The sequence below is a fragment of the Psychrobacter aquimaris genome, assembly GCF_016107525.1.
GTDB classification, from domain to species: domain Bacteria; phylum Pseudomonadota; class Gammaproteobacteria; order Pseudomonadales; family Moraxellaceae; genus Psychrobacter; species Psychrobacter aquimaris.
Map to the genome: position 1 here is coordinate 1 of NZ_JABASR010000006.1, position 26,172 is coordinate 26,172.

The 26,172-nt window shown below is 43.1% G+C and carries 21 protein-coding genes and 3 tRNA genes; 4 read left to right on the plus strand and 20 right to left on the minus strand.

What is annotated here, in order from left to right; translation table 11 throughout:
* Positions 1 to 42: 42 nt before the first annotated feature.
* The 18 genes from JFC10_RS06550 to JFC10_RS06635 all read right to left on the minus strand — a co-directional run bounded on the left by JFC10_RS06550 (position 43) and on the right by JFC10_RS06635 (position 19,292).
* Positions 43 to 1,437 carry a hypothetical protein gene (locus JFC10_RS06550; protein WP_198332184.1) on the minus strand — a complete coding sequence of 465 codons (1,395 nt, stop codon included), beginning with the start codon at positions 1,435 to 1,437 and terminating at the stop codon, positions 43 to 45.
* A 52-nt stretch (positions 1,438 to 1,489) separates the two neighbouring features.
* Positions 1,490 to 2,278 (minus strand): pilus assembly PilX family protein, encoded by a 789-nt coding sequence (locus JFC10_RS06555; RefSeq protein ID WP_198332185.1) that lies wholly within the window; start codon positions 2,276 to 2,278, stop codon positions 1,490 to 1,492.
* The gene (locus tag JFC10_RS06560) at positions 2,275 to 3,396 is read right to left on the minus strand and encodes a PilW family protein (RefSeq protein ID WP_198332186.1); all 1,122 of its coding nucleotides are present in this window, start codon (positions 3,394 to 3,396) and stop codon (positions 2,275 to 2,277) included. The genes JFC10_RS06555 and JFC10_RS06560 overlap by 4 nt, the downstream gene beginning before the upstream one ends.
* Position 3,397: 1 nt before the next feature.
* The gene (gene pilV, locus JFC10_RS06565) at positions 3,398 to 3,988 is read right to left on the minus strand and encodes a type IV pilus modification protein PilV (RefSeq protein WP_198332187.1); all 591 of its coding nucleotides are present in this window, start codon (positions 3,986 to 3,988) and stop codon (positions 3,398 to 3,400) included.
* A complete protein-coding gene (locus tag JFC10_RS06570) occupies positions 3,988 to 4,503 on the minus strand; it encodes a prepilin-type N-terminal cleavage/methylation domain-containing protein (RefSeq protein WP_198332188.1) in 516 nt (171 codons plus the stop codon). The genes pilV and JFC10_RS06570 overlap by 1 nt, the downstream gene beginning before the upstream one ends.
* A gap of 368 nt (positions 4,504 to 4,871) precedes the next feature.
* Positions 4,872 to 5,723 (minus strand): ComF family protein, encoded by an 852-nt coding sequence (locus JFC10_RS14865; protein WP_227685777.1) that lies wholly within the window; start codon positions 5,721 to 5,723, stop codon positions 4,872 to 4,874.
* A gap of 27 nt (positions 5,724 to 5,750) precedes the next feature.
* On the minus strand, positions 5,751 to 7,178 hold the full coding sequence (locus JFC10_RS06580) for a phospholipase A (protein WP_198332189.1): 1,428 nt from the start codon (positions 7,176 to 7,178) through the stop codon (positions 5,751 to 5,753).
* A gap of 359 nt (positions 7,179 to 7,537) precedes the next feature.
* A complete protein-coding gene (locus JFC10_RS06585) occupies positions 7,538 to 9,712 on the minus strand; it encodes a cytochrome c biogenesis protein CcdA (RefSeq protein ID WP_198332190.1) in 2,175 nt (724 codons plus the stop codon).
* A 67-nt stretch (positions 9,713 to 9,779) separates the two neighbouring features.
* Positions 9,780 to 10,349 (minus strand): protein-disulfide reductase DsbD domain-containing protein, encoded by a 570-nt coding sequence (locus tag JFC10_RS06590; RefSeq protein ID WP_198332191.1) that lies wholly within the window; start codon positions 10,347 to 10,349, stop codon positions 9,780 to 9,782.
* Between the two features lie 280 nt (positions 10,350 to 10,629).
* Entirely contained in the window at positions 10,630 to 11,073 is a 444-nt protein-coding gene (gene gspG / locus JFC10_RS06595) for a type II secretion system major pseudopilin GspG (protein WP_198332295.1), read from the minus strand.
* 470 nt (positions 11,074 to 11,543) lie between these two features.
* A complete protein-coding gene (gspF, locus tag JFC10_RS06600; protein ID WP_198332192.1) occupies positions 11,544 to 12,746 on the minus strand; it encodes a type II secretion system inner membrane protein GspF in 1,203 nt (400 codons plus the stop codon).
* 81 nt (positions 12,747 to 12,827) lie between these two features.
* A complete protein-coding gene (locus tag JFC10_RS06605; protein WP_198332193.1) occupies positions 12,828 to 13,883 on the minus strand; it encodes a hypothetical protein in 1,056 nt (351 codons plus the stop codon).
* 291 nt (positions 13,884 to 14,174) lie between these two features.
* Positions 14,175 to 15,110 (minus strand): AraC family transcriptional regulator, encoded by a 936-nt coding sequence (locus JFC10_RS06610; protein WP_198332194.1) that lies wholly within the window; start codon positions 15,108 to 15,110, stop codon positions 14,175 to 14,177.
* Between the two features lie 506 nt (positions 15,111 to 15,616).
* Positions 15,617 to 15,692: transfer RNA gene (locus tag JFC10_RS06615), tRNA-His, on the minus strand.
* A gap of 39 nt (positions 15,693 to 15,731) precedes the next feature.
* Positions 15,732 to 15,808: transfer RNA gene (locus JFC10_RS06620), tRNA-Arg, on the minus strand.
* A gap of 108 nt (positions 15,809 to 15,916) precedes the next feature.
* Positions 15,917 to 15,993: transfer RNA gene (locus tag JFC10_RS06625), tRNA-Pro, on the minus strand.
* Between the two features lie 243 nt (positions 15,994 to 16,236).
* Positions 16,237 to 17,820, minus strand: a complete 1,584-nt coding sequence (locus tag JFC10_RS06630) for an McrC family protein (protein ID WP_198332195.1) — start codon at positions 17,818 to 17,820, stop codon at positions 16,237 to 16,239.
* Between the two features lie 11 nt (positions 17,821 to 17,831).
* Positions 17,832 to 19,292: an McrB family protein gene (locus JFC10_RS06635; protein WP_198332196.1), complete on the minus strand. Its 1,461-nt coding sequence runs from the start codon at positions 19,290 to 19,292 to the stop codon at positions 17,832 to 17,834.
* Between the two features lie 346 nt (positions 19,293 to 19,638).
* On the opposite strand from JFC10_RS06635, the gene JFC10_RS06640 reads away from it, so the two are divergent.
* Together JFC10_RS06640 and JFC10_RS06645 are read left to right on the plus strand one after the other, a co-directional pair.
* Positions 19,639 to 20,352 (plus strand): DUF4442 domain-containing protein, encoded by a 714-nt coding sequence (locus JFC10_RS06640; protein WP_198332197.1) that lies wholly within the window; start codon positions 19,639 to 19,641, stop codon positions 20,350 to 20,352.
* Between the two features lie 120 nt (positions 20,353 to 20,472).
* A complete protein-coding gene (locus tag JFC10_RS06645) occupies positions 20,473 to 20,961 on the plus strand; it encodes a RidA family protein (RefSeq protein ID WP_198332198.1) in 489 nt (162 codons plus the stop codon).
* A gap of 160 nt (positions 20,962 to 21,121) precedes the next feature.
* Here JFC10_RS06645 and gspE read toward each other — a convergent pair whose 3' ends face one another.
* Positions 21,122 to 22,675 carry a type II secretion system ATPase GspE gene (gene gspE / locus JFC10_RS06650; protein WP_198332199.1) on the minus strand — a complete coding sequence of 518 codons (1,554 nt, stop codon included), beginning with the start codon at positions 22,673 to 22,675 and terminating at the stop codon, positions 21,122 to 21,124.
* A gap of 161 nt (positions 22,676 to 22,836) precedes the next feature.
* On the opposite strand from gspE, the gene JFC10_RS06655 reads away from it, so the two are divergent.
* Positions 22,837 to 23,661, plus strand: a complete 825-nt coding sequence (locus JFC10_RS06655) for a thiazole synthase (protein ID WP_198332200.1) — start codon at positions 22,837 to 22,839, stop codon at positions 23,659 to 23,661.
* 117 nt (positions 23,662 to 23,778) lie between these two features.
* Positions 23,779 to 25,218 carry a WS/DGAT/MGAT family O-acyltransferase gene (locus tag JFC10_RS06660; RefSeq protein WP_198332201.1) on the plus strand — a complete coding sequence of 480 codons (1,440 nt, stop codon included), beginning with the start codon at positions 23,779 to 23,781 and terminating at the stop codon, positions 25,216 to 25,218.
* A 58-nt stretch (positions 25,219 to 25,276) separates the two neighbouring features.
* Here the strand turns inward: JFC10_RS06660 and JFC10_RS06665 are convergent, their stop codons facing one another.
* Complete coding sequence (locus tag JFC10_RS06665) at positions 25,277 to 26,104, minus strand: inositol monophosphatase family protein (protein ID WP_198332202.1); 828 nt, start codon at positions 26,102 to 26,104, stop codon at positions 25,277 to 25,279.
* Between the last annotated feature and the right edge of the window lie 68 nt (positions 26,105 to 26,172).

The window sequence follows — 26,172 nt, forward strand, 5'->3', positions numbered from 1 at the left end:
TTCTTTGGGTTAGTATAACCTCTTAGCAGCTGTCCAATTTTATTATGCCACTACACTAGGACGTCTGATGGTTTTAGAGGTCTTATCGGTCAAACCTTCGAATACTTTACCAAAGCCTACCGTTGCGGTCGCAATAAGTGCCTTTTTAGAATTACCTTTATCATATAACTTGGTCGCGTATTCACCGATACACTCCCATGCTGGCCTACCAGAGGTTCCATCATTCTGATATTTTGTTCCGTTAGAAGTAATCATAGGAGAAGGCGCAGATAGGGACTCACAAGAGTTTCCAATAGATGACGCTCCACCCTCTAAACTAGAGTTCATTACTCCTCGCGTGTTTACTTCTGAATGAGCATTGTTAGGCTCACCATCAGTCAAAAAGTAAATACCATAACCGTCACACTGGTTTGGTACATCAGGTAGAGGAGATTGATATGTCAATTTATCCGGTTGTTTTTTAGTACTATCATCTGAGCGTGAAAAACCACTTGATGAATCATCAACCCAGTCTTGGGTATATTCTTTATAATAATAAGTAGTAGTAACCCCAGTCCACCAGTTTGTTTCTTCAGTAAGGCGATCATAATCCCAAGGAATACTTTGATTTTTATTAACGTTTTTTTCTTTATCAAAATTAGTACACTTGTAATACGTATGACCTTCAGCAACAGTTGTTTGAGAGCTGTAAGTATTACATTTAGAAGCGTTTATATTGTTTATATTTTTAGGCACTGACTTACCAATTTCTAGTTCTCTGGTCTCAAATTTACTCCTTTGAGTGGTTGTCCCTAGCATATAGGCACCCGCTTCTGCATAGGCATTGGCTATTGGCGTATATGTCGTTGCATCGAGGTCTTTTATTTTGTCAATAAGTATCTTTCTATTGACAAGCCTCAAATCGGCTACTGGTGTATCTATTTTGCCACCACCTGCATCCCGACCGCCAAAAAAGCTGCCTAAACCAATCTTATATTTAGTCAAATCGACATCACTACCGAATCCAGAAACGCTTTTAGGGTTAGCAAGCAAAGGAATAAGCGCCATTTTTAAACGTGATATGCGATCATAGTATTTCTTGCCATCTGTTCCCCACCTATATGTTACGTCGTATGATATAGTAGTATCTAAAGTACTCCCATCATCTTTGTAAATATCTACTGATTCGTCGCCGTTATAGTAAGAAGAATCAAAATCAACACTTGGGTAGTCGTTACGGATGTGAGAAATCTGCTTCTCATTCATGCTTAACGAGTTATCCAACATCATTAGAATCGAAGCATTTCCACCTATCGCACCCTGATAGATTTCGAGATCAGAGGTATGACCTGCGCTCGTTGCCATACAGCCCACGATGACAGTCGATATTAACTTCACACACCAGCCTTTGACAGCAGCATGGGCTTTATCACTTTTGATTCTTTGTAAGACTTTCATAATAGTTACCCATGTATGTTTAGTGTTGTAAAAATCGAGAACACTGTTTTTGTTAGCTGCCAGAGATACACTCAACACCAACAGGCTGATTTAGATAGGTTTGCTGCTGGGTTTGGAACGGAACGCTGAGTGCCGTTAGACAACTGTCTACGGTATCTGACCCTGTACGTGGTTTCTTCAGACAGCTTTCTATAGCAGACATTGGTTCTTGAGACAGGGCTGGTATGACTGAGGTGACATACCCAACAAAGGTAGTACACTCTATCGTCGTATTACCGCCGTTTTCTGGTTTGTCGAAGTTATTAGAAAACGTACCTACCACCTCTCTATTAAGAATGCCTTCCTCATCAGTAGCTACAGGTCGGACGAAGGTCATCTGCGTGATCACTCGACCTTCGCTGACATAGTCATTATCATCACTTGGATCACAGTAGCCGTTGTTTCTGTTGGTCAATAGTTCGCTATCTTTGTTAAGCTCACTAATCTCTAGAATACTAAAGAGCCTAGTACTGCGCGGTCGTACGCAAAAGCTCACTTCATGTCCCTCTCTTTGTGTCGCTGACATATAGCCTTTGAGCGTATCAACGTTACCACGACGCTCGCTTAGGATACGATCTTCTTTTTCCACTTTCATTAACGCGGCATCGTTTGCCTGAAACAAGAGTTTATTTACTTGATCTGCCGTTGCCACTTTTAAGTCCGTTGTACTTTGCCTTACCGCAATCGTACCCACTATCATAATCAGTATAAGAACAAACAGTACAACGATCAGTACTGCACCTGACTGACTGTGAGCAATAGGAAGTGTTTTAGGATACTTTATAGACAGCCGCTTTATCATAATCCACCTCTGGCATTACGTAATAGTATCGTACTCTCGTAGACGCTACGTAGATAAGTAGGGCCTGCAATAGCAGCTGGATTGAGCGTTGTACCTGTTTTATCTAATATGTTAAAGCTCAAGTCGCTATTAGACTGCTGGGTCGCTGTTGGGTTGTTAGAGCGTGACAATATGCCTATCTGCAAACTGACAATACGTTGGTCGGTTGCTAAATTGCCAGACGCAGGAATTGGCATGTAAGCGATATTTGCTCGATCAGGATAAGTGGCGAACCCCACACTATCTGATACCCCCAATAGCACTCTAAAATAATCGACATTGGGTATGATAATAGTGCCAGTCCCTGCTAAATTGTTAGCTTTTGTTGAAGCGGGTATGGCTGCCACAACAGGTGTTGTTGTAGTTACAGCTGGCACTTCCGGTACTATATATGTTGCGATATCAATACCACTAGCCTTCCCAGCAGTATCCTCATCATATTCATAGATTGCAGAAGCACAGGCCAGTCCTTCATCTCGCACAAAATAACGCTCAATCACATAGAAGTCTTTTGGTATACGAGACCCTTCACAATCAAATAACCCGTCGAGACCAGACTGATATTGAATGGTTAACTGATCACTAGCACCGATACTCAGATTACTGCTACTTTCTGTAGATGCACTACTAGATAGTAAGTCAGAGGATATAGTCTTTCTATCTAATACCAAACCTGATAAGTTGTCTGTTAGCCAGTTTTTGGGGCCATCACTTACAAGAGGTGTACCAGCCGGAGCAGTCAATACGACGCCACCTTGCGGGGTTAGATGGTTCATAAAAAACTCATCATGAGCGCTTGTTGACTTGGCACCATAATTGGTTCGTCTTAGGTGTTGCTGCATTTGAGAAAAGCCAAAAATAGCATTATCTTGTATTTGTGAGCTGGCCTCTTGACGACGACTATTCACTGAGCTGGTGTAAAAAATCTGCAATGCAGCAGCTGAAATCAGCAGACCAAGTACTAAGGCAATCATGAGCTCGACTAAAGTAAAGCCACTATCCTTTTTATGTACCAGTACAATCTTGGACCTTTTCTCAATAGAGTACGATGAGATTGACTGATAGTCCTGTAAACTCATATCATATCTCCATCATCATACAGGTGGACTTAGGATGGTAACTACCACCTGCTACCTTTACAACATCATCATCAGTAACTCGAGACGTCAAACAGTCTACATCTTCATCTGTACCAATAGTAGGAGTCGTATCTCCCCATGCTGATATCAAACAATATGAGTACATAATATTAGTGGCAGCATTAGCTCCTGAGCCACCAGTATTAGGACAAGGGTGCATCTGTATCTGAAAATCATAGTTCTGTAATTCAGCCTTGAGACTATAGCTTTCAGCTTCTGCTAGCTCTGTAGAGTTACATAACTGCGTCACTGTCACACCGTCCAAGCCACATTTTTTACTAGGTGCACTTGACGATGAATATGACTCATTAAGCCCAGTTGCATAATCTGTAATAGCAGCAGGGTTGGCATGAATTTGTTCTGCTATGTTTCGCATCATTACCAATGACTGGGAACGTTCAAACGATTCGTTAGTAGCTTTAATTGCTCGTCCTTGCAACGCGCTATAACCAAGTACGGCTATAGTAAGCAATAGCAGAGCCACCATCACTTCAATTAACCCCACCCCTGTCTGTGTGGATCTGCAACTCATTAACAACTCCCAGTATTCGTAGTAGTAATATTAGCAACCTTATTAAGACGAATTTCTCTAGGCGTCTCGTTGGTAGAGCCACTATCACAGATGGAATATAAAATATCGTCATCACCTGCAATTACTTTGTTAGGCTGAAAAGTAACCGTCGTTATAGCAATAGGAGGAGTATTTATAGTATTAACGGTCATAGTATTTTGATCATTTATATTGTAAGTAGATAATGTGTCACTATCATTTTGTAAAATAATCGTTTTAGGGTTGCTAGCGCTGTTATAGATAACAGCAATGTTTTGACGACGGATGATACTTTCAGCCTTTGCCTCTCTCAAAGCACTTTCTAAGGTAGCCGCAGTCGACTTCACTCTTTGGTTAGCCAATTGAGTACTAATACTAGGCGCTGCAATACCGACAATAATGGCAAGCACAGCAATCGTTACCATCAATTCAATCAGGGTAAATCCTGAGCTGGTTGCTCGTAGCTTACGTGGTAGATTATTTGTAGATGCATTCACATCAAATCCCTATTTATAACGGCAATTTTATAATAACTATTTTTTGTCTAATACTAATACTGAACCAAAAATATCAACAATGAATTCATATTTTCATATCATTTTTGCCAGTCTTTTTTATAGTTATTCAATCAAAATCCCGCAATTTTTGTTCCATAATATTTAACAAAAGTTTTGCATAGCAATAATAATAGCCATAGCAGTTATGCAAGCTATTTAGTAACTATCATTTTATGAGCGCTTCTATTGAGTGATAAGCACAATATATTGAGAATTAATAACAAATAGATATATATTAATTTAATAATATAGCGTTAAGGCAACATATTAGCAACATATTAGTAGTTTTCAGTAGAGAGGAACGGCTTTTAAGACTGATTTCCATGCGCCAAAGCATAGGCAGAAAGATGGTATTTATGATTGGCTTGATTATATGCCACTGTGACTGTTTCAGACGGGATAAGTAGTGTACGGGCCAATGCTTGCAAACTAGCGCCTGTGGTCGCAACATCATCAAACAATAATAAACGTTTCACAGGAGGCTTTTCGATTAACGCAAAAGCATTATCTAGATTACTCAGGCGCTCAGCACGTGTAAGCCCTTGCTGACTAACAGTGTCATCAATACGTGTTACACCATGCCATAAAGGTATCTGCCAATGCTTAGACAATTGCGCGGATAAAATACTGACAGGATCGAAGCCGCGTTTGACCAATCGTTGCTCGGTTGTTGGCATGGCGACAATCACGCTATTATCATGATGACAACCATGAGGACGTGGTAGCTGGCGTATAGCATGCAACAATAAAGGCAATTTGGTCATGTCTTCATGATGCTTAAAGGCTCTGATAGCTTGACGCAGTGGATACTCATAATAAGTCGCCGTTTGTATAGGTAGCGCAATACCAGCCGCAATGTCAACATTGAAGGGTTTCGGCAGCCACGCGATACTGTCATGACAATGTGAGCAGAGCAATCCGCTGTTAAGATGTTCATTGAGTCGCTGCCGAACATTAGCAAAAAATGAATGATCGTTTGGCAGGGTTTTTAGGGAATGCGGTATGGGGTCAGCCGTTGATGAACGGCTGATATTTGATGAGGAATTATTTCGGGATAGCTGATATTGTGAGGTGCTGCGATAAACACGGCATAACTGACAGCGTATATCCATATACTCTGCCAGCCATAGTCCAGTTTGATAAGGAGCTAAGCGCCGCATAAATAACCGTAATCGTCTATATTTCTACTAAAAACCTTTCCAATCATTCAGTACGATACCGAAACCAATAGAGGTGTTTTCATGGTTATAATCAATGATTGACTCGCCATAACCTTGGAACAATTGCACATAACCATTGACGTTTTCAGTTAATGGATAAATATAGTCAAGTTGTGCTGCACCTTTATTGGTGCTTGGATTATAGCGCAAAGTGCCACTTAGGCTTTGTCGATCAGGCAGGTCATATGAGAATTTGACATCACCGTAACCCATGTAGTCTTCAATATCAGGATTGTCTTCACTGCTGCTGCTCTCATTATTGACTCGAGCCCAAATACGCGGTACGACCGATAGCTTGCCCCACTCTGCCCCCGCCATCAGGTAAGCACGATTCCATGAACGTGATAACGGGTCATCTTGTCCATTAGAGTGATGAATGGCACCAGCGCCAAGCATACGAAGACGACCACCAAAAGGCAAGTCTGCCGTCACTGGCTGAGTCAAAAATATCTCAGGCTGATAGTCGGTGGCACGGAATGGTCGCGAGTTGTCTTCGTTGTAAACTTGCCAATGTGACTCTTGCGTATAACCAAACCATAAGTCAGCACTGCTATCAAATAAGTCTTCGGCGACTTTGGTCTTCAAAGATATCTGAAACTTCAGCTCCGTTTCACGTATATCATTAGAATCAAACGACTCTACATCTTGCGACGGTGTGCGTGGGTTTAAGTTGGGATCAAAGGTATAAAATAGTGGTAATACGTAGGTCGGACGGTATGGTCTGACGGTCCAAGTTCCACGCTCACTATTTTTATCGAGGTCATAAGACAAGCTGAGTGGGGTATATTTTTCGATGTCGGTCTGCGTGACTCCAATATTTTCTAAAACTTGTGCTTCTCTTTGCGTTAGCCCAACTGTGCCTAAACTTTCTGTCGTAGTAGGCCCGTTCTCGGCTGAACCAGTCGCTGTGGTATTCGCACCAGCAATGGTAGATTTCTCTTCTACAAAGACCACTTGCGGATTGCCTGAAAGCGTACTTTGAAATGTTTTTGCCAAATCTACTGGCTGCTTGGTCGTGGTGTAAGTCGGTGTTTTACCTTCTTCAGCGACTTTATCAAAGCAAGCCAAACGCGCAGCACTGGTCTGTACTTGGGTACATTCAAAAAATAATTTCGCTTGCTGAGCGATAAATTCTTTACTGACTACTTGGCGATCTTGCGCAGCTGTATTGGCATCCTGTGACACCTGATAATCTTCATACTCAAACGCTGCCTCCGGTACTGGTAACTCATTATAGCTCTGAGTTTTATCGGCAGCTTGGACTTGCACGGTAAAGCAGGTTAGCGCTAGACCAACAGCAATATTCAAATAATGCTTTTTCGTCTGAAGTAAAATATTTTGGCGCGCGGTAATAAGGGGCACAGTTCGGCGCTTTGCAGTGATATGGGAAAACATAAGTGTCCTTTGTCTAACTGACATTATCGCCAGCAGAGTATATGAGATAATGAGTATGACTATTAGCATCATCGCTAAAATAAGCGCAATGACATTCAGACATAGAAGTCAGCAATTACGATGAGTAATGCGCCTTCAGCATTGTTGCTTTATTGTAATGAAAATATGTGCACTATACTAGCGTTATCGCTGCACTATACCAATGTAAATATGAATAACCAATGCTAAACCAAATGCTTAGCGTCAGGATGACAGATAACCGTTGGTAAAAATAAAAGAGCCAACGTACTGTATGAATAGTACATTGGCTCTTTTGTATTGTTAAGCCTTTAGAAAAGACTTACTCATTTTATTAAGTATCAGTTATTAAGCATCGTCAATGTTTGTTCAAACTCTGAACGACCAATTTCGCCTACCTGTTGATTGGTCAATTGACCGTCTTGGTAATACAGCAATGCTGGCGGACCGAACAATTTATAGCGCGCTAAGATTGCTTTAGAGTCGTCAGTGGTTTCTGTGATATCCAGTCTCACCAGCTGCCAATCCTGCATCTGTGCGGGACGATTATGAAATAAGTTTTTATCCATAATACGGCACTCAATACACCATTCAGCAGTGACATCGACAAGCACTTTAGGGTTGGCGGCGATAATTGCATCTAACTCAGTCAGCGTCGTGACGGTTTTATCTGTTGTATTACTCATGGCTGATTGACCAATCGTCGTCTGCATCATCGGAGCAGCACTCAAAGATGCCAGCGGATGTAAGCTATCATCGTTACCCAATGCCGCGCCGATGATTAAACAAGTGGCCCAAATACCGGCGATTAACCCTAATGCTTGGGTCAGCATACGACCTTTACCCAACCAACTCCACGCCCACATCGCTACAACCATGAACCATAACGCCCATACCATCAGCATCACAGGCGAGATAAAGACACGCTCAATTAATAATAAAGCAACGGCAAAGAGTAATAATGCAAAACCTTGCTTGACCCAGTTCATCCATTCACCAGCCTTCGGCATAATTTTACCTTGGGTGGCACCAATTAAGATAAGCGGTGCGGATAAACCAAAACCCAGCATAAATAAAGCCGCAAAACCAAGTAGTGGACTACCAATCGTTGATACGGCAAGCAGCGCACCAAATAATGGCGCAGAAACGCAAGGCGATACTACGAGCGCAGATAAAAAACCAGCGATTAAACTACCGCCCGTACTACCAAGTTTGCTATCTCCTGCTTGGCTCAAGCCCTGCATTTTACTGCTAATAAATCTCGGTAAGCGGATGCTAAACAAACCCAGCATATAGAGTGCTAATAATACAAAAACGATAGCAAAACCAATCAAGATAATGGGGTTTTGTAACCAGCCGATAATGCCTAATGACTCACCAAACACAGCGATGACCGCACCCAAAATACCATAAGCTGTCGCCACACCAATGGCGTAACTGGTGGTGAGAATAACACCACGTTTCACCGTTGGGTTTTTCTCACGCGCAACGATATTGGCGACAATCGGTAACATCGGGAGTACGCATGGCGTCAATGCCAAACCTAACCCTGCTAAAAACAATAATGCCAATGCCAACCAAGGATGAGAAGCCAAACCAAAAGGATCGCTATCAGTGGCATTACCTCCAACAACGGTATTGTTGGTTGTCGCAGATACCTCACCTGTCGCAGTGCCATCTACCCCTTTTTCATCTGCACCAGAAATCGTATTGGTGGCGCCAAGCTCTCCATCTAAAGCCTCATCACCCAGCAACGCATAATCAATCACCCCATCATCAGTCAGCGCTTGTTCTGCTACCAGACTGTCGGCATTCGTCACATTTGCGGCGGCGGTGTTTTCATTATCCGTCAGACTACTATTAGCAGACTCTTGAGTAGCAGTGCTGGCGCTATTTCCTGCAATCTGTGCCGTTGTAGCAGCGATATCAATCGTCGTTTTAATTTTTTCAGGTGGATAGCATAGTCCTGCTTTGGCGCAACCTTGCCAGCCAATCACCACGTCAGCATCGTTCACGCTTTTGCCACTACTACTGCTCAAGGTCGTCGTAGCCACCATATTCGCTTGGTCAAATACCAGTACTTGCCCAAACGTTGGATCATCGATTGAAACTGGCTTTTGACTAAAGGTAAAAGGCGTAGCCGTCACACCAGATGGCAGCGTCAGTTTGATTTGGTCTTTATAAACATAATGCTCAGGCGTAATGTCAAAATTAATGGCCAAGCGCGTACCATTATTGGTCGATTGACTGCTATGACTGACTTGAAAAGCTTTGTCCACTGGCAAAAATTTCGATTGACCAGTACTTTTATCACTACTAAATAAATCACCGAGGCCAGCCGCTTGCGTGGTCATAGAGGTCGCGGTCAATCCTGTAGCAACCAATCCCGTCAGTCCAGTCGGTACAAGCCCTGTAAACAACGAGCTACTAGAGACAGCGAAGGCTAATAGATAAGATTTTTTGGACGAGCGATATACTATTAGCGATGGTTTTTTTGCTATTGTCTTGATGGACATGAAGAGCTACCTATTTATTACCTAATATTCTATTTATTACCAATATTTGAGTCGATCAGCTGGCGGTCTATTTGCGTGTCACCGCGATATCAACCGTGGTTTTGATTTTCTCTGGTGGATAGCACAGCCCAGCTTTCGCACAGCCTTGCCAGCCAATTATAATCGGTGCATTCTTTGCGCCTTTACCATTGTTGGTGGTCAGCGTCGTGGTTGCTACCATATTTTTTTGGGTAAAAACGGGGACTTTGCCAAAGGTTGGGTCGTCAATGGAGACCGGAGACTGGCTAAAAGTAAAGGGAGTTGCACTCACACCTTTAGGAAAACGTAGGGTAAGCTGATCTTTATAGATATAATGACCTGGCGTAATATCAAAATTAATAGATAAGCGCGTGCCCTTAGACGTCGCCTTGGTGCTACTGATCACTTGAAAGGCTTTATCAACGGGCAAAAACTTCGATTGCGAAGCACTATTATTAGCAAATAACTCGCCCAACCCTGCAGCTTGAGCGCTCATAGAGACCATCGATAACCCTGTCATCAATGACGTACTCATGATTGCAAATGCAAGTGCATGACGCACTTTAGAAACACGTTTTTTTGTGGTGACTGCTTGTGAATTAGGTAGGTTTGTGAACATGAATAATAACCTCTGCTGGCTGCTTTTAATGACAAATGATCGGGGCAATATGACTGGTATCAAACGTACAGCTTTATAGTGGAAAAATGGATGGCCTGATACTACCTATGAAATGCCACCTATGGAGTGCTACTCAATTTACTGACTGATAAAAAATATCAACCAATAAGGCATTATTGGTTGATATTTAGAGAACATTAGAGCGGTCTTAACCAATAAACATGCTATTGATTAAAAAATAGCTAGCGACCCATATTTTCATTACTCATCAGGCTAATGCTTATAATTGGGCATAAATATCAGCATCTTGACCTTCGCCGCCTTGCTGGCCATCTGCACCTAGCGAGAATAAATCATAAGGACGACCTTCACTGCCTGGAGCGACATATTGCATCTCGTTTTCCCAGCCATCTGTTGGGTAGCCACCTTTAATATAACCACCGTCTGGGTAGTTTTTGGCCTCTGCTGGCGGTGTGGTAAGTGCTTCTAGACCTTGAGCGGTAGTCGGGTAGCGCGAATTATCAACTTTATACATATCAAGGGCGTTAGATACTGTAGCAAGCGCTGTTTCAGTGGTCTTAACGCGAGCCTTATCACTTTGCCCCACCACTTTCGGAACAACTAAGCCTGCAAGAATTGCCAAGATCACAATCACGACCATAATCTCGATGAGGGTAAATCCAGACTGGTTATTACGCATACGCAGTGGCTTATTGGCACTCATATTACTTGCCTGAAACTGGTCGTCATTCATAGCACTTGTTGGCATGGTATTTACTTGAATTTTGTCAATTATAGTCATCGCTTTTGTCATCGCTTTTGGCATCAGGGTGATGTAAATAGTAAAAGTGGCGTTCAAGTAACATTAATGATCGGCGTATTAATGAGCACTGAAACGATTATCACTATAAACCATGATTTTATTTTTATCCAGCGCCGCCAGTATATTGTTATGAACCTTGACTTTTATAAGCATCAATATTAGTTAGGACGCGTTGATTAACATTGATAAGGATAACTTTTGACTGATGCTTACTATAGCTTGATGGCTGGTCTTACCATAGTAAAAACGTGACTCAGTCAACAATCTACAACAGTAAGCAAATCTTAAGAAAGCTAGCGCAAGATTTAGTAAGATGGCTACAATAGAAATGTGAGCGGGAGGCACACAGGCTCAGAGAATTTAAGCGCTCATTACCCTGCCAAATCATTCATATTTACGATTGGCAGCATCACTGCCATCACGATAATCATCACCACCACACCCATCAGCACTAGCATCAACGGCTCAAGTAGCGACAACAAGGTACTGATAAAGTTGGTGGCTTCCGCTTCCTGCATGTTAGCGGCGCGGCTGAGCATGTTTTCAAGCTCGCCTGAGTTTTCACCACTTTTAATCATTTGTACCATCATCGGCGGAAAGTATATGGACTTTTCTAGTTGACTCGATAAACTTGAGCCTTCTGTCACCCTATCAGCCGCAGTGATGATGGTTTTTTGAATGTGTAAATTGGTCGTCACCGCCGCACCAATATGCAGTGCCTCAATCAAAGGCACCCCCGAGCGTACCAATATCGCCAATGTACTGGCAAAACGTGCTGCATTAAGCCCTTTGGATAGCCGCGCCAATATCGGTAGTCTTAGCACAATGCTGTCTATCGCTAACTTACCCGCTTGCGTCTGCGCAAAACGATAAAACAAAAATGCCGTTCCGACCAATACTAGTAGCATCAGCCACCACCACTGAGTAATGAGGTTGGATAAGCTAAGGACAATTTGGGTAATGAGAGGTAGCGCTTGCTCGGACTGCTCAAACACTTTGACAATTTTGGGCACCACAAAACTCATCAAGCCCATAATCACGCCAATTGCCATCACCATCAGCACAATCGGATAGACCATCGCGCCTTGAATTTTCTTTTGCAATGCAAAGCGGTTTTCGGTGTAATCTGCCAACTGGTTAAGAATTAAATCCAAGTGACCTGACTTTTCTCCTGCCGCAATGGTCGCGATATATAGTGGTGGAAAACTGGCGGCTTGCTGTAACGCTCGCGCTAAGCTCAAACCCTCTAGCACATGCGAGCGCACGGCAAGCATGAGAGATTTGATGTGGGTTTTTGGTGATTGTTTGGCGACAGCGGCAAGCGTTTCTTCAAGCGGAATACCGGCTGCCAGTAACACCGATAGTTGACGGGTCAGCAATGCCAACTCGTAAGCAGACGGTTTTTTATAGCGGTTTTTATTCTGGTTTTGTCTATCATTGACGGCACTGACTTCAACGGGCGTCCATTGTTTATCACGCAGCTGCTGACGAACTTGTCGCGCAGAATCGCCTTCGAGCAAGCCTTTTTGCACACTGCCATGGTCATCTAACGCTTTATAGTGATAAGCGGGCATAGCAGCGAATATCCTAAGGTAGTCAATGAGAAAAGGTGATAGATAAGGACTCAGAAAAATGGGCTATTGAGACTTAATGGCTTAAAAAAGCGGCGTGGAGTCGCTACTGTCTGGCATCAAGCCTTGTAATAACAAAACATCTAAATGCTGCTGCTGCAGTTTTTTATCGAAATCATTGACCTCAGCAATGAGCATTCTCTCGATACGCTTATCACTGGCAAACACACTCAATCGTGCACAGATAACCGCCAATTGATAAATACGTTTTTTGCAATAACCGTCCAAACCTTGTAGCAATCTCACCATATGCGGCGTCTCTAGACTGGCGTATTCATAGTCACTCACGACCTGCGGACCAAGCGCCGTAACGCCATAACTGATAGACAGATGCGCGCAAAAATAGCAGCTAAATAAGTAGCCAACCACATGACCAATATAGTAGCCACGGTCATAGGTAAAACTACTCACGCCAAAGTGCCCAAGTACATAGCTATTTAGACTGCCTTGATCACGAATAGGCTTACTGTTCTTTAATTTGCCAACAGTAGCAAAGCATAGCGGGTTTCGTCCATCCTGAGTGGTCAGCTGCCAACCTGCTGGCTGCTGAGCTGGCATATGACGGACAATATCAGCGATGATATCATCGACCACATGCAGCTGCTGCCAAAGACGCTCTACTCCATCGGTATCCATCAAGCCGCGTTTATCAAGCTGCTGTGCCAGCAAGTATTGCTGATGTTCGGCGAATTGTAATTTGAGCGTTTGTACCAAATAAGTAGGCCGCGTGGCAGCGGATGCCATATATAACAATCGCGTACGCTCATGTTGGGTACGGTACAGTGCCACACGCTGCTCAGCAATATTGGTCTCGCTAGCAGTAGGCTGTTGCATATTGGTATTAGTGTTAGACAACTCATCAGCCTCAGCTTTGACTATTGCCTCTTTAACGACCGCCTCTTCAATATCTGGCAGCGTAAACAGTGACAATAACATGGCTTTGTCAGGTATCGCACCCGCCTTGTCTTTTTGACCACGTTTGACGTTGTTTGGATTCTTAATGCTTTGTTTTTTAGCGGACACAGCTGAGCCTTGTTGGCTATTGGCTCCTGCGCGTAGCTTTGCGATCGGTTCAGTCATAACATACCATCAGCAGCAAAAATAAATATCATTTAGAACAAACGATCTGACCACCATACAGTAACATATCTTACGCTAAAAATAAGCGTTTGCGCCTAGATGACTCATTATTCCATAGTACCTGAACACAAGCACATTGTCAGCTGTCCATCGTCAAAATAGTCCCTATCAACACCTGTCAACAATAGACGAAATATCTTCATAAAAGTCTCATACTTCACCATTAAAAAACAAAAAAGCGTTAAGGGCCTAATGGCAACCTTAACGCTTTTTTGGCGTGTTAACGATACGCTAAGCGATGTTTTGTTTTTGATATTGTTGGCGGTAGACTTTTGGTGATACGCCATAAATGCGCTTAAATGCTTGACTAAAAGTTGAGTCTGACGCATAGCCGACCAACTCACTGATACGGCCGATACTGTTTTGCTGCAAGCGTAGATATCGGGCAGCCAAGCGCAAGCGATAATCAATTAGATAGGTTAATGGCGGCATACCAACCGTATCTTTAAAGCGCTGCGCAAAGCTTGAGCGTGACATTCCTGCGACTTCAGCCAGCTTATGGATGGTCCAGTTTTGATTAGGGGCTTGATGCATCGCTGCTAACGCCTTGGTCAAAAACGGGTCTTTCATGGCTTTTAGCCAATTTTCTGTGGCCTCAGGCAAACTTTCAATATAAACCCGCAAACATTCAATCATCATAATACTTGCCCAATGATTGATAACCGCGGTCTTGCCCATGCGCTCACGCTCGGCCTCTAAAGTCAGTAATTTAATCTCGACATCAATAACTTCAAACCTACCATCAGACTCATCATTTATTTCAGGCAAAATCGGAGGCAGCACAGACAATAAAGGACGTATCATCTCTTTATCATACTTACATTCAATCAATATCAAAGACGAATTAGGATCACCATTACCATCGATATCAAGCGTATGTTCCTTACAATTGGTCAGAAACTCATCTAACGGTAGCGCATCGTCACCATTATGATCTAAGGCATAGCTCACATGCTTATGGGCACTGGGAATCATAATCATATCGCCAGCATGCGCCTGTCGCAGGCCATGGCCGACATCAATGCAAAAGCTCCCAGACATCACTAAATAAAACAAAATCGTATCTTGCCTAGTGATGGAATAAGACCAATTACCAGCCCCATTCAAACGATAATACTTGGTTTCAAACAAATGCACGTTTTGTAGCAATACGCTCAATGCGTCCATCAATCACTTCCTCAATAATATAAGATCCATATCAGCGCATCTTAGATAAACAATTACATTCCTACTATGCTCCTAGGCTTACTTAATCTATTCAATATATTTTTTAACTGACTTTTGACTTTCTTAACACTCGTATCATTTTCAATGGATCATTTCTTAGTGGAACGCCTAATGTGTCAACTGGCTTTAAGATCTTCTCATGATGCGTCACTAAAAGTATTGCATTCGTTATGCTACATAAAGGCGGTTAAAGAATAACAAAGCACGTACGGAGATAGCCAGCTTTTAGAAAAAGAAACCATAATAAAAATAAATGAGACAAAAGGCCAGTAAATCAATAGACAATCAAAGGGCTGATAAGTCTACAAATTTTAATCGCAGGGGGTAAGATAGATCAAAACCAATCATACAGACACAAAAAAAAGCCAAAAATGGCAAATATTATTATTTATAATAAGGTTTTTATAATGAGGTAAATCAAGAAGAGGATAATGCAGAATAAAATATGGGGCGACTGATGGGACTCGAACCCACGACAACCGAGATCACAACCCGGGGCTCTACCAACTGAGCTACAACCGCCATAACTATTGCCTGATAAGGCAAGATTTGCAGGCTAAATGGTGCGCCTGGCAGGATTCGAACCTGCGGCCACCTCCTTAGAAGGGAGATGCTCTATCCAGCTGAGCTACAGGCGCTCTTAGAGGACTTTTATATACCAAATCCAGCTTAAAATATAGTTTTTACTATATCAGAAACTAAACCATTATACATAAAAAAAAGCCTGTAAGGCTCTTAAAAATAGATGGTCGGAGTGATAGGATTCGAACCTACGACCCTCTGGTCCCAAACCAGATGCGCTACCAAACTGCGCCACACTCCGAAATTTCTATTATCACGATAGTTTGTTGATTAACTCGTTATTAGAAATGCAACTAACTTGTTAACGTTCCTTGCTATCGAGGTGCACATATTAAGGGGAAAAGCCGATGGTGTCAACACCTATTTTTAATTAATTTAAAAAAACTGCTAAATTATTTAAAAAACGCTCATTTATCATAAAAAACACTATGACAAATCCTTTTCTCCACGATGCTAAGTGCTACTTACTCATCGACAGCGCTCATTATACTCTATTCCAATCAGGAAGCAAGCTGCCGTTTATCGTACCAGTAAGAACATTGAACGGTACGAGCCACAATGGCGCAGGACTCACTTTCTCATCATCAGCAACATTATGGCTCTTATCATGGTTGTTAGGGCCATCAGTTTTTTTATAATCATGCACTTGTTGGCTGAGCGCAACTGGCAACCGCTCATTATCTTGTACTGGATAAACCAGCCACACCTGCCCTGCTTGATAGGCCTGAGCGTAACTCATCAATTGATAAGCATCGCTGGCACTAATGCTAGCTGTCTGCGATAAATGCTTCCATTTAATATCGATGACATGGCTATAGTGACCTTTTCCTCTAGCTTCGATGACCGCAGTGCCACTCTGATTTTGACAATTATCATCAGCATCAGTTTTATATATCAGCAAGTCAGGCCGTATAGATAGACATGCTCGCCCTTCTGCATCCGTTAGCCAGATACTTTGCGCTTGATATAACGGCTGATATTGTTGACTCACTTGCTGAAACATCGAGGCAATGCGCAGGCTTGCCCATTGCTCAAAGGCTTGATTCATATCAATCAGCAAGCATAAACGCGGAGAGGACAGATTTTGCTTGAATGGTTTATTTGGAGCAATACCATTACCTGTTGCCACATTGGACTGTCGTAGCAACCAATAAGCCATATCTAACAACTGCTGAGCAGCTTGTAGTTGCGGCGCTCGAAGCGGTTGAATGGCTAACTGACGCTTTGCTTGCTTGTATATCGACTCTAACTGTGTCAGCTCTTGATAACTCAATGCAGCTACTCGCTGCCAAGCCTGCAAAAATTTAGGCGCATCTGCTCTCGATAACGTTGATTGAAAAAATAAAGGCGTCAGCAAAATCAACGTACTCTTAATTAACCGATTACCTAGCATGTCTTGGCTCAATATACTGCTCTCACAGACAAACTTATGCGGCTGCATACTGTTATAGCGCAATTGTTCTTTGATGAGAAGTCGACCTTGTAGCGATGCTTGATTATCAACCTGCGTCTGATAGTGCTTGCTTGGTCGATAATGAGCGAGCCGCTGCAAAAACTGCGTGATAAGCCAGTCTGATAATGGCAGTACAGCTATCGATAGCGCCGCAAGTTGGCTGCTAAATTGGCCTAGATTTTTTGTATTGGGTAGCTTGTTTTTGGAATGACTGCTGTTGGTCAAATCCGATAGCATATCCTGCACCCATTGGCGAGTTTGCCTGATATCAAGGTGATGACTGGTATTCTGTGAAAGGTATGCCTGCTGTGGGACTTGGTCTCTAGACGTGTTTGCCGCTAGTTTGGGTAATATCTCAAGCGTCATGCCGCTGGGCAGTAAAATAATCCCTATGTAATGCCCTACTTTTAACTGCCACTGCCCTTGTCTGCGCTTAATGCTAAATACCGCAAACTCTTGCGCCATTAACCAATGGAAATCAGATACCTGTAAGAAATCATGCGCTGTCAGACGCTGGTGTTCAAACACAGTGATGGTATTGGCATCAAGCGCGTTAACGTCGGCACTGTTAATATTATGGGCTATGCCTTTATGATTGAAGCTTCTATTTAGCAACGCTGAGCACCTTATGGATATAAACGTTGATAGACAGCGGGTTTGGCAAACTCGCCTACCCCCGCAATGAGGTCGGTATTTATCTTATAGCCAGCGGTGCTCATAGACTGACCGAAAAATGCGTTTTGACCAGTAAACAGCTGATTTTGACTATTAGCATTCACTTGGTCATTCACACTGTTATTGATCGATGCGTGGCTATCATGAATAAACTGCGCTCGCAGTGGTTGCTGCTCATCTCTAAAAATATATTGTAAAGTACCTTCTTGCCCGCCAGTCGCTTGCATTAACTGCGGAATGATTTGTTCAATCAACACCGTTTGCAATTGTCCAAAATCAGTCACTGACCATAAAAAGGCATGACCCAATTGCGCTTCCATTCCCAATGTTTGAATAATGCGATTATTCAAACCGGTTAATAGCTTTGCCAAATCTATCGTTGCTGCTGGACTGTCAGTTTCTGAGTTTTGGGGTACTTGAATCATCGGTAATAACTCTGGCTGCGGTGGACAGTCGATAAAACGAAAGCGCCGACGTAATGCCATATCAAGTGGTGCTAACGAGTGATCTTGGGTGTTCATCGTAGCATAAATATCGACGTTTGCAGGGATGCTAAAAGCCCGTCCAGAATAGGCCAAATGAACGGTCATCTCGTTTGCCATGCCAGCCCGTTTGTCTGGCTCAATTAAACTAAGTAGCTCACCAAATACTCGTGACACGTTGGCGCGATTGATCTCATCGATTAAGATGGCGTAACGTTGCTCTGGATCATTTGCCGCCCGTTGGCACAGTTTTAAAAATGCACCATCTTGAATGACGTAACTCATTTGAGACGAGCTGTTCGTTGCATGATCGGACGCTGCCATGACAGGACGAATGCCTTCGACAAACTCTTCATAGCCATAGGCTTGATGGAAGCTGACCATAATAAAACGCTGCTGGCTAAAACCTTGATTTGGGTTAGATTGGCTTTGGTTGACACTGTTATCACGCTGCGCTTGCTGAAATTCGGCAAGTTGCTGCGATAGCTCTGTTAATAACTCAAGGCATTCTGGCAACAAATACCATGCACCGCTGTTGTCTTTATCAAAATAAGATTGGCTGGCACGGTTTTTATAAGTCACAGTTTTTGAATTGGTAGGGCTATGCATTTGTAGCACAGACCAAGCCGTATTGCTTAAGTTGTTCTCACGTGCATTCTGCGCCGCTTTCGCGACAAAAAACGCATGATTGACGATTTCAGGCACTTTTACCAAGTCTTGGTGTTTAGATTGAAAATCCAAAAGTACCAAGCATACGATTTCACGCCAGCTAAGCTCTTGCAATAGCTGCCCCAGCAAATCTGCCTCATCGGCTCTCGGCAGATAATCGGTATACCGCTTAGCAATTTGTAACAGTCGATAGGTTTTCCCCGTACCAGCAACGCCTGTATAAATGATATTGGTCGGCACATGAATTGACGTGTCAGGCATAGCTTCATCCAGCATATAAAAAGTAGATAAGAAAAATAATCAATAAGGTACGCTAAAATCTCATCATTATAGCGTGGCTGTCTCTATCGCATCCAGCAGCACTGTTTATCAAAGCATCTGAGTGATACGATATTGCTTTGATAAACAGTATTCTTAGCACCCAAAATGTCGTTACGTTAGTACTATTTTATAAGCGCAACAGTTCATGCTAATAATAGTAGGCAGACGACAGTTAATGTACCATAGTGAGCATGGCAGCTTACACAATAGACATCCTATCAGCTGCTATGATGAAATATATAACACCCAAAGCGCCATTTAATCTATCTACATTAAGGAATTTTGTATGTCAGGATTATTAAAAAAACTCCCTAGCAAGCTAACCAATAAATTGCCAGCCAAAGCCTCTGACAGCACAAGATCGCCCGTCGAAAAACCTAACAGCACGCTCAAGCCAATCAGCAATCAATTCACCAAGCTGTTATCTATTACCAAATACTTACCTGCAAGCGCACGCTCGAGCATCTTATCCAAAGCCTTTGGTAAAGTGGTGCCATACGTGGGCACAACGGGCGTCTATTATGAAACAGTCGAACCCAACCAAGTCATCGTGAGCTTAAACAACACCAAAGCAGTGCAAAATCATATTGGCTCTATTCATGCGGTCGCCATTACGTTACTTGCCGAAACAGCGACCGGTTTTATTTTGGGTTTAAACCTACCCTCTGACCGCGTACTATTAATTAAATCGTACTCAGTTAATTTTTATCGCCCGATTAAAAAGGGCCAAATTGCAGCAGTGGCGTCTTTATCGGATGAGCAGCGCTTAGATATCCTAAATACACCAAAAGGTGAAATGGTGATTCCGTGCGTCATTCATGACCGTGAGTCTGACAGTGATCGTGACCCTATCGTGGTTGAGATGACATGGGCTTGGATACCTAAGTCTGAATTAGAAGCACGCCGTCAAGGCAAAACCAGCGAAAAGCCGCTAGAATCTGACACTGAATCTGACACTGAATCTAAAACCGAAGCCGCAACCAAGCAAAACGACCAATAACTGGTTAAGAATACGTAAGGCATAATGTGCCATCTAGTTTGATGGGACATTATGTTTGTTAAATTTGTATAGCGCATTTAGAAAAATCGTGAAAAATAAACTTATAATAAGGAGACAACGATGTCCAAGATTACCCATAAATTGACCGCCCATTTAACTAAGGCTTTGCTAGTGAGCGCGTGCTCACTAGGTCTTACCATGACAGCTAATGCTGCACCAACGTCAAATACCGCAAATATAACTAAATCTAGCCCTGTGTTTCTTGGTGATGGTGGCAATTATCCTTTTTCAGAAGCAGTACGTGTGGGCGATACGCTATATATGTCTGGACAAATTGGTTTTAAAGATGGCAAATTGGTGAAAGGCGGTGTCAAAGCCGAAGCCAAACAAGCATTGGATAATATTAATGAAACCTTGTTAAAATACGGCTATCAGAAATCAGACATCGTCAAATGTATGGCGATGCTGACAGACATGGATGACTTTGACGATTTTAATAAAGTCTATAAAGCAGAATTGGCCAAACCTTATCCGGTACGTTCAGCCTTTGGCGTAGCTGAATTGGCGGCAGGTGCCAGTGTTGAAGTTGAATGCATCGCTGCAAAATAATAACGACGTAACACGTTAAATCATTAAGAGCACTGAAGTATTGAAAGCAGTAAAAGATGAGCATCAAATAACTGGCTACCAGAGCCAGTTATTTTTTTACCTGCTATACAGACCCTTTATCTGAGATAGATCAAACAATCACCAATGCATTCTAGGCATTTTATACAAGTATCGTGTCATCAACTAAGGCGCTCTCTTTCGTCACGCGTAGCACCTCTTCTAGCGTTGTACGACCTGCAATGACTTTATGTAGCCCATCCGCACGAATCGACGGTGTCTGCTGACGTGCGTACTCCTCTAGCTCATACTCAGCGGTATTACTATGAATCATACGGCGCAAGGTATCATCAACGGGCACCACTTCATATATTGCCGTCCGCCCTTTAAATCCTGATTGATTGCATTGATCACAGCCAACTGGTTTGGGTAGATTGATAGGTTTACTTGTCAAAACTTTAGCGCCATTCTCTGAAACTGGCACAATACCAATCTCAGTGAATAATTTAGCCTGTTCGCTATCAGCCACTTGCCAACCATGACAATGCGTACATAAAGTACGTACCAAGCGCTGGGCGACGACACCAATCAGCGATGACGACAATAAAAATGGCTCAACGCCCATATCTTGCAGACGCGTGACGGCACCAATGGCGGTGTTGGTGTGCAAAGTTGACAATACCAAATGCCCTGTCAAAGAGGCCTGTACGGCAATTTCTGCCGTTTCTAAATCGCGAATCTCACCAACCATGACCACATCTGGATCTTGGCGTAACATCGCACGCAAACTTTTGGCAAAAGTCATATCGACTTTATTATTAACCTGCGTTTGCCCAATGCCATCGAGCTGAAACTCAATCGGATCTTCAGCGGTCAAGATATTGCGGGTTTGGTCATTGAGGTCGGTCAGTGCTGAATATAGCGTCGTGGTTTTACCTGAACCTGTCGGTCCTGTCACCAAAATAATGCCGTGTGGGCGATGAATCAAGCGTTTTAGCTCAGTATAATCGTTATCAGACAGCCCTAAATACGTCATATTCAAGCGACCAGCTTGCTTGTCAAGCAGTCGCATGACCACTCGCTCACCAAAGCTCGATGGCAATGTCGATACCCGCACATCAACCTCACGACCTGCTAGCCTTAAGCTGATACGTCCATCTTGTGGCACACGCTTTTCGGCGATATCGAGCTTGGCCATGACTTTAATACGTGACACCAATAATGGCGCTAATTGGCGTTTTGGCGTAATGATTTCTTTTAATTCACCGTCGACACGAAAGCGGACGACCAAACGTTTTTCAAAGGTTTCAATATGGATATCTGAGGCATTTAAACGTATCGCTTCGGACAACAACGCATTGATGAGACGAATGATAGGCGCATCGTCTTGCTGATCCATCAGATCTTCAGTTTCAGGGACACTATCTGCCAAACTATCAAGATCGGGATGGTCTTCGAGTCCAGCGGCAATATGCTGCGACTCACCAGTATTGCCTGCATAAGCGGCATTCATGCGCTTTTCAAAGTCATCGGAGTTGATGCTTTCATAAGTGGGTATACCGCGTACACCTTGCTGCTGTAAAAATCGCACTGCCTCATTAATCGCTGATAATGGCGTGGCCTTGGTTAGCACCAAAGTTGCTGGCAGCTCAGGATCCATGGCAAGGATGACCAAAATCTGATGGCGTTTCGCAAAACTGTACGGCAGTTGCATCATAAAAGCGACCTGATAGATAAAGATAAACTCAGAAAGAAACTCGTGTCAAAGCGTGGCAAACGTATTATGCTTAACTGGCTAAACCGAAAAACACTACAAGTAAGATTGCATGATTTTGTTATAATAGCATTTTGTTTTACTCGCCATTAGGATTTTCAGTTATGTCAGAGAACACTAGCACTGCTACTCATCCGACTCCCCTTTTACAAGATACTTTTACGGTAGGGAGTCGTACCTTTTCTTCTCGACTGTTGGTCGGCACAGGTAAGTATAAGGATATGACTGAAACGGGCGCCGCCATTGGTGCTTCGGCAGCAGAGATTGTCACTGTTGCTATTCGTCGTACCAATATTGGACAAAACAGCAGTGAGCCCAATCTACTTGATGTAATTTCCCCCGATAAATATACTATTTTGCCCAACACTGCTGGTTGTTTCGATGCCGAGACTGCCATTCGTACCTGTAAGCTTGCTCGCGAGCTGTTAGGCGGGCATAATCTGGTTAAGCTTGAAGTATTGGGCGATGAAAAGACACTTTATCCGAATGTGATGGAAACGCTAAAAGCAGCCAAAGTATTGATTGATGATGGTTTTGAGGTGATGGTTTATACCTCAGACGACCCTATCGTCGCTCAAGAATTAGAAAGTATGGGCTGTGTGGCGATTATGCCACTTGGTAGCTTGATTGGTTCAGGTCTTGGTTTACTGAATCGTCACACCCTCAGCCTGATTATCGAAAATGCCAAAGTACCCGTATTGGTTGATGCAGGCGTTGGTACGGCCTCTGATGCAGCGCTGGCTATGGAGCTTGGCTGTGATGGCGTACTGATGAATTCAGCGATTGCCAATGCGCAAAATCCAGTCATGATGGCTCATGCCATGAAACATGCCATCTGGGCGGGACGAGAGGCATTTTTGGCGGGTCGTATGCCAATGCGCAAAATGGCGACTGCCAGCTCACCACAAACAGGGTACTTTTTTCAATAGCTATTAAATTTAATAACAATGATTGAGTTAATAGCATTTCATAAAAAGTCAGCTATAAAATAATAAGAAAAAAGTGAAGTAACTCTTACTCACCTTATCGTCATAAAAGGATTTATTATGCGGCTTCTCACAGCAGTCGACCAGTTGTTTTTGCTTCTTGAGTCGCGTAAACAGCCCATGCATGTTGGAGGTCTATTCTTATTCGAATTGCCAGAGAATTCGGATAGCGGTTTTGTTTGTCAATTGGTCAAACAGATGCAAGATTCTGATGTGTCGCCTACCTTTCCTTTTAACCAAGTGCTTGAGCATTTGGCATTTTGGAAAAAGGACAAAAACTTCGATGTTGAACATCACTTGCATCATGTTGCTTTACCAAAGCCTGCACGGGTTCGCGAGTTGTTGATGTATGTTTCAAGAGAGCATGGTCGGCTGTTAGATCGTGCCATGCCGCTGTGGGAATGTCATGTTATTGAAGGTATTCAACCAGAAAACGAAGGCGGCCCTGAGCGTTTTGCCCTATATTTCAAAATTCACCATTCGTTGGTTGATGGCATTGCTGCCATGCGCCTTGTCAAAAAGTCTTTATCACAATCACCGACAGAACCCGTAACGCTACCAATTTGGTCGTTAATGGCACGCCATCGTAATCAAGTCGATGCGATTTTACCCAAAGAGCGCTCCGCATTACGCATCATCAAAGAGCAAATATCTACCATTAAGCCTGTATTTACCGAACTGCTGGATAATTTGAAAAATTATGGCGATGACAGCTATGTCGGTACCTTTGATGCGCCGATGAGTGTGCTCAATAAACGCATCTCAGCATCACGGCGCATAGCCGCACAGTCTTATGATATTCAGCGTTTTAACGATATTGCTGAGCGACTGAATATTAGTAAAAACGATGTGGTGCTTGCTGTATGTTCTGGTGCCATTCGTCGCTATCTAATATCGTTAGATGCTTTACCTAGCAAACCTCTCATTGCTTTTGTACCAATGTCGCTGCGTACGGATGATAGTGTGGCAGGCAATCAACTATCCTTTGTACTGGCCAATTTGGGTACGCATTTAGACGATCCATTGAGCCGTATCAAACTGATTCATCGCAGTATGAATAATGGCAAACGCCGCTTTCGGCGTATGAACCAAGCACAAGTAATCAACTATAGTATCGTCTCATATGCCTGGGAAGGCGTTAATTTATTGACTGGACTGTTTCCCAAAAAACAGGCATTTAACCTGATTATTTCTAATGTTCCTGGTTCTGAAAAACCGCTATATTGGAATGGCGCGCGTTTGCAATCGTTGTACCCTGCGTCTATCGTATTCAACGGTCAAGCGATGAACATTACCCTTGCTAGTTATTTAGATAAGATTGAATTTGGGATTACTGCTTGTAGTAAAGCACTACCGCATGTACAAGAAATGCTTACGCTTATTGAAGAAGAGTTACAACTGTTGGAAACCACCAGTAAAGCGCTTAAGTTCCAAGGCATTACGGTTGAAGATAAAGGTAGCTATAAAGGTAATGATAAAACAAAAAAGCTGGCTCCATAACGGAACCAGCTTTTTAGTATTAAGTTGTCTCAATGATTATGCTTAGCTTAGGTGTTGCTTAAAACGCGTCACCCCATGTTGGGACAACCACTTGCATCAATGGCTTCAATAACTTAACGTTACAAGCAAAAATAGAGCCTGAAGTCATCGAGTTGTGCGCGCCTGTATGGTCAACCACCACACCACGTGCTTCAGTCACGATAAGCTCACCTGCTGCGATATCCCAAGGCTTGATAGACATCTCAAAATAACCGTCAAAACGACCTGCAGCAACATAGCATAAATCAAGCGCAGCTGAGCCTAAACGACGAACTTGACCGCCTGCTTCAGAGATCTTTTGCAAGCTTTCAAAATGCTGCTTGGCATAAGAAATGACTTCACCATTACGTTTACGCTCAAGCGGATGACCCGTAGTAAATAAACCACCGTCAATGGTTTTGCGCTCACTAACATTGATACGGCGTTGGTTTAAACGTGCGCCTTTACCACGACTAGCAGAGAACATCTCATCACGGACAGGATCATAGATCACGCCATGTTGGGTCACGCCTTTATGCTGCACAGCGATAGACACACAAAACTGCGGCACACCATGCACGAAGTTTTTGGTGCCATCTAGAGGATCAATAATCCAGCACCAATCCGCATCTTCACCGCGACCTTCTTGCATGCCAAACTCTTCACCCAAGTACGAGTGATTTGGATAGCTGGCTTTTAGGGTTTCAATCGTCAGCTCTTCGCTGAAACGATCAATACGCGTAACCAATCCATCAAGCCCTTTTGACTCAATATCCAACTCGATTTTGTGGCGGTTTTGATGCGCATATAAAATCTCTTTACCAACTTTTTCAGCAGTACGTGCTGCGATGACGACCATGGGTTCCATAAATAACCTATTTGCTTGATGAATGAATATAAAAAATAAGACTAACTCTGTGCCCACAACATGCCGAT

Bases quoted from the DNA above. Each gene is read 5' to 3' on its own strand.
- JFC10_RS06550 (WP_198332184.1), bottom strand. From the start codon at position 1,437: ATGAAAGTCTTACAAAGAATCAAAAGTGATAAAGCCCATGCTGCTGTC.
- JFC10_RS06555 (WP_198332185.1), bottom strand. From the start codon at position 2,278: ATGATAAAGCGGCTGTCTATAAAGTATCCTAAAACACTTCCTATTGCT.
- JFC10_RS06560 (WP_198332186.1), bottom strand. From the start codon at position 3,396: ATGAGTTTACAGGACTATCAGTCAATCTCATCGTACTCTATTGAGAAA.
- pilV (WP_198332187.1), bottom strand. From the start codon at position 3,988: ATGAGTTGCAGATCCACACAGACAGGGGTGGGGTTAATTGAAGTGATG.
- JFC10_RS14865 (WP_227685777.1), bottom strand. From the start codon at position 5,723: ATGCGGCGCTTAGCTCCTTATCAAACTGGACTATGGCTGGCAGAGTAT.
- JFC10_RS06580 (WP_198332189.1), bottom strand. From the start codon at position 7,178: ATGTTTTCCCATATCACTGCAAAGCGCCGAACTGTGCCCCTTATTACC.
- JFC10_RS06585 (WP_198332190.1), bottom strand. From the start codon at position 9,712: ATGTCCATCAAGACAATAGCAAAAAAACCATCGCTAATAGTATATCGC.
- JFC10_RS06590 (WP_198332191.1), bottom strand. From the start codon at position 10,349: ATGTTCACAAACCTACCTAATTCACAAGCAGTCACCACAAAAAAACGT.
- gspG (WP_198332295.1), bottom strand. From the start codon at position 11,073: ATGAGTGCCAATAAGCCACTGCGTATGCGTAATAACCAGTCTGGATTT.
- gspF (WP_198332192.1), bottom strand. From the start codon at position 12,746: ATGCCCGCTTATCACTATAAAGCGTTAGATGACCATGGCAGTGTGCAA.
- JFC10_RS06605 (WP_198332193.1), bottom strand. From the start codon at position 13,883: ATGACTGAACCGATCGCAAAGCTACGCGCAGGAGCCAATAGCCAACAA.
- JFC10_RS06610 (WP_198332194.1), bottom strand. From the start codon at position 15,110: ATGGACGCATTGAGCGTATTGCTACAAAACGTGCATTTGTTTGAAACC.
- JFC10_RS06635 (WP_198332196.1), bottom strand. From the start codon at position 19,292: ATGCCTGACACGTCAATTCATGTGCCGACCAATATCATTTATACAGGC.
- JFC10_RS06640 (WP_198332197.1), top strand. From the start codon at position 19,639: ATGTCAGGATTATTAAAAAAACTCCCTAGCAAGCTAACCAATAAATTG.
- JFC10_RS06645 (WP_198332198.1), top strand. From the start codon at position 20,473: ATGTCCAAGATTACCCATAAATTGACCGCCCATTTAACTAAGGCTTTG.
- gspE (WP_198332199.1), bottom strand. From the start codon at position 22,675: ATGATGCAACTGCCGTACAGTTTTGCGAAACGCCATCAGATTTTGGTC.
- JFC10_RS06655 (WP_198332200.1), top strand. From the start codon at position 22,837: ATGTCAGAGAACACTAGCACTGCTACTCATCCGACTCCCCTTTTACAA.
- JFC10_RS06660 (WP_198332201.1), top strand. From the start codon at position 23,779: ATGCGGCTTCTCACAGCAGTCGACCAGTTGTTTTTGCTTCTTGAGTCG.
- JFC10_RS06665 (WP_198332202.1), bottom strand. From the start codon at position 26,104: ATGGAACCCATGGTCGTCATCGCAGCACGTACTGCTGAAAAAGTTGGT.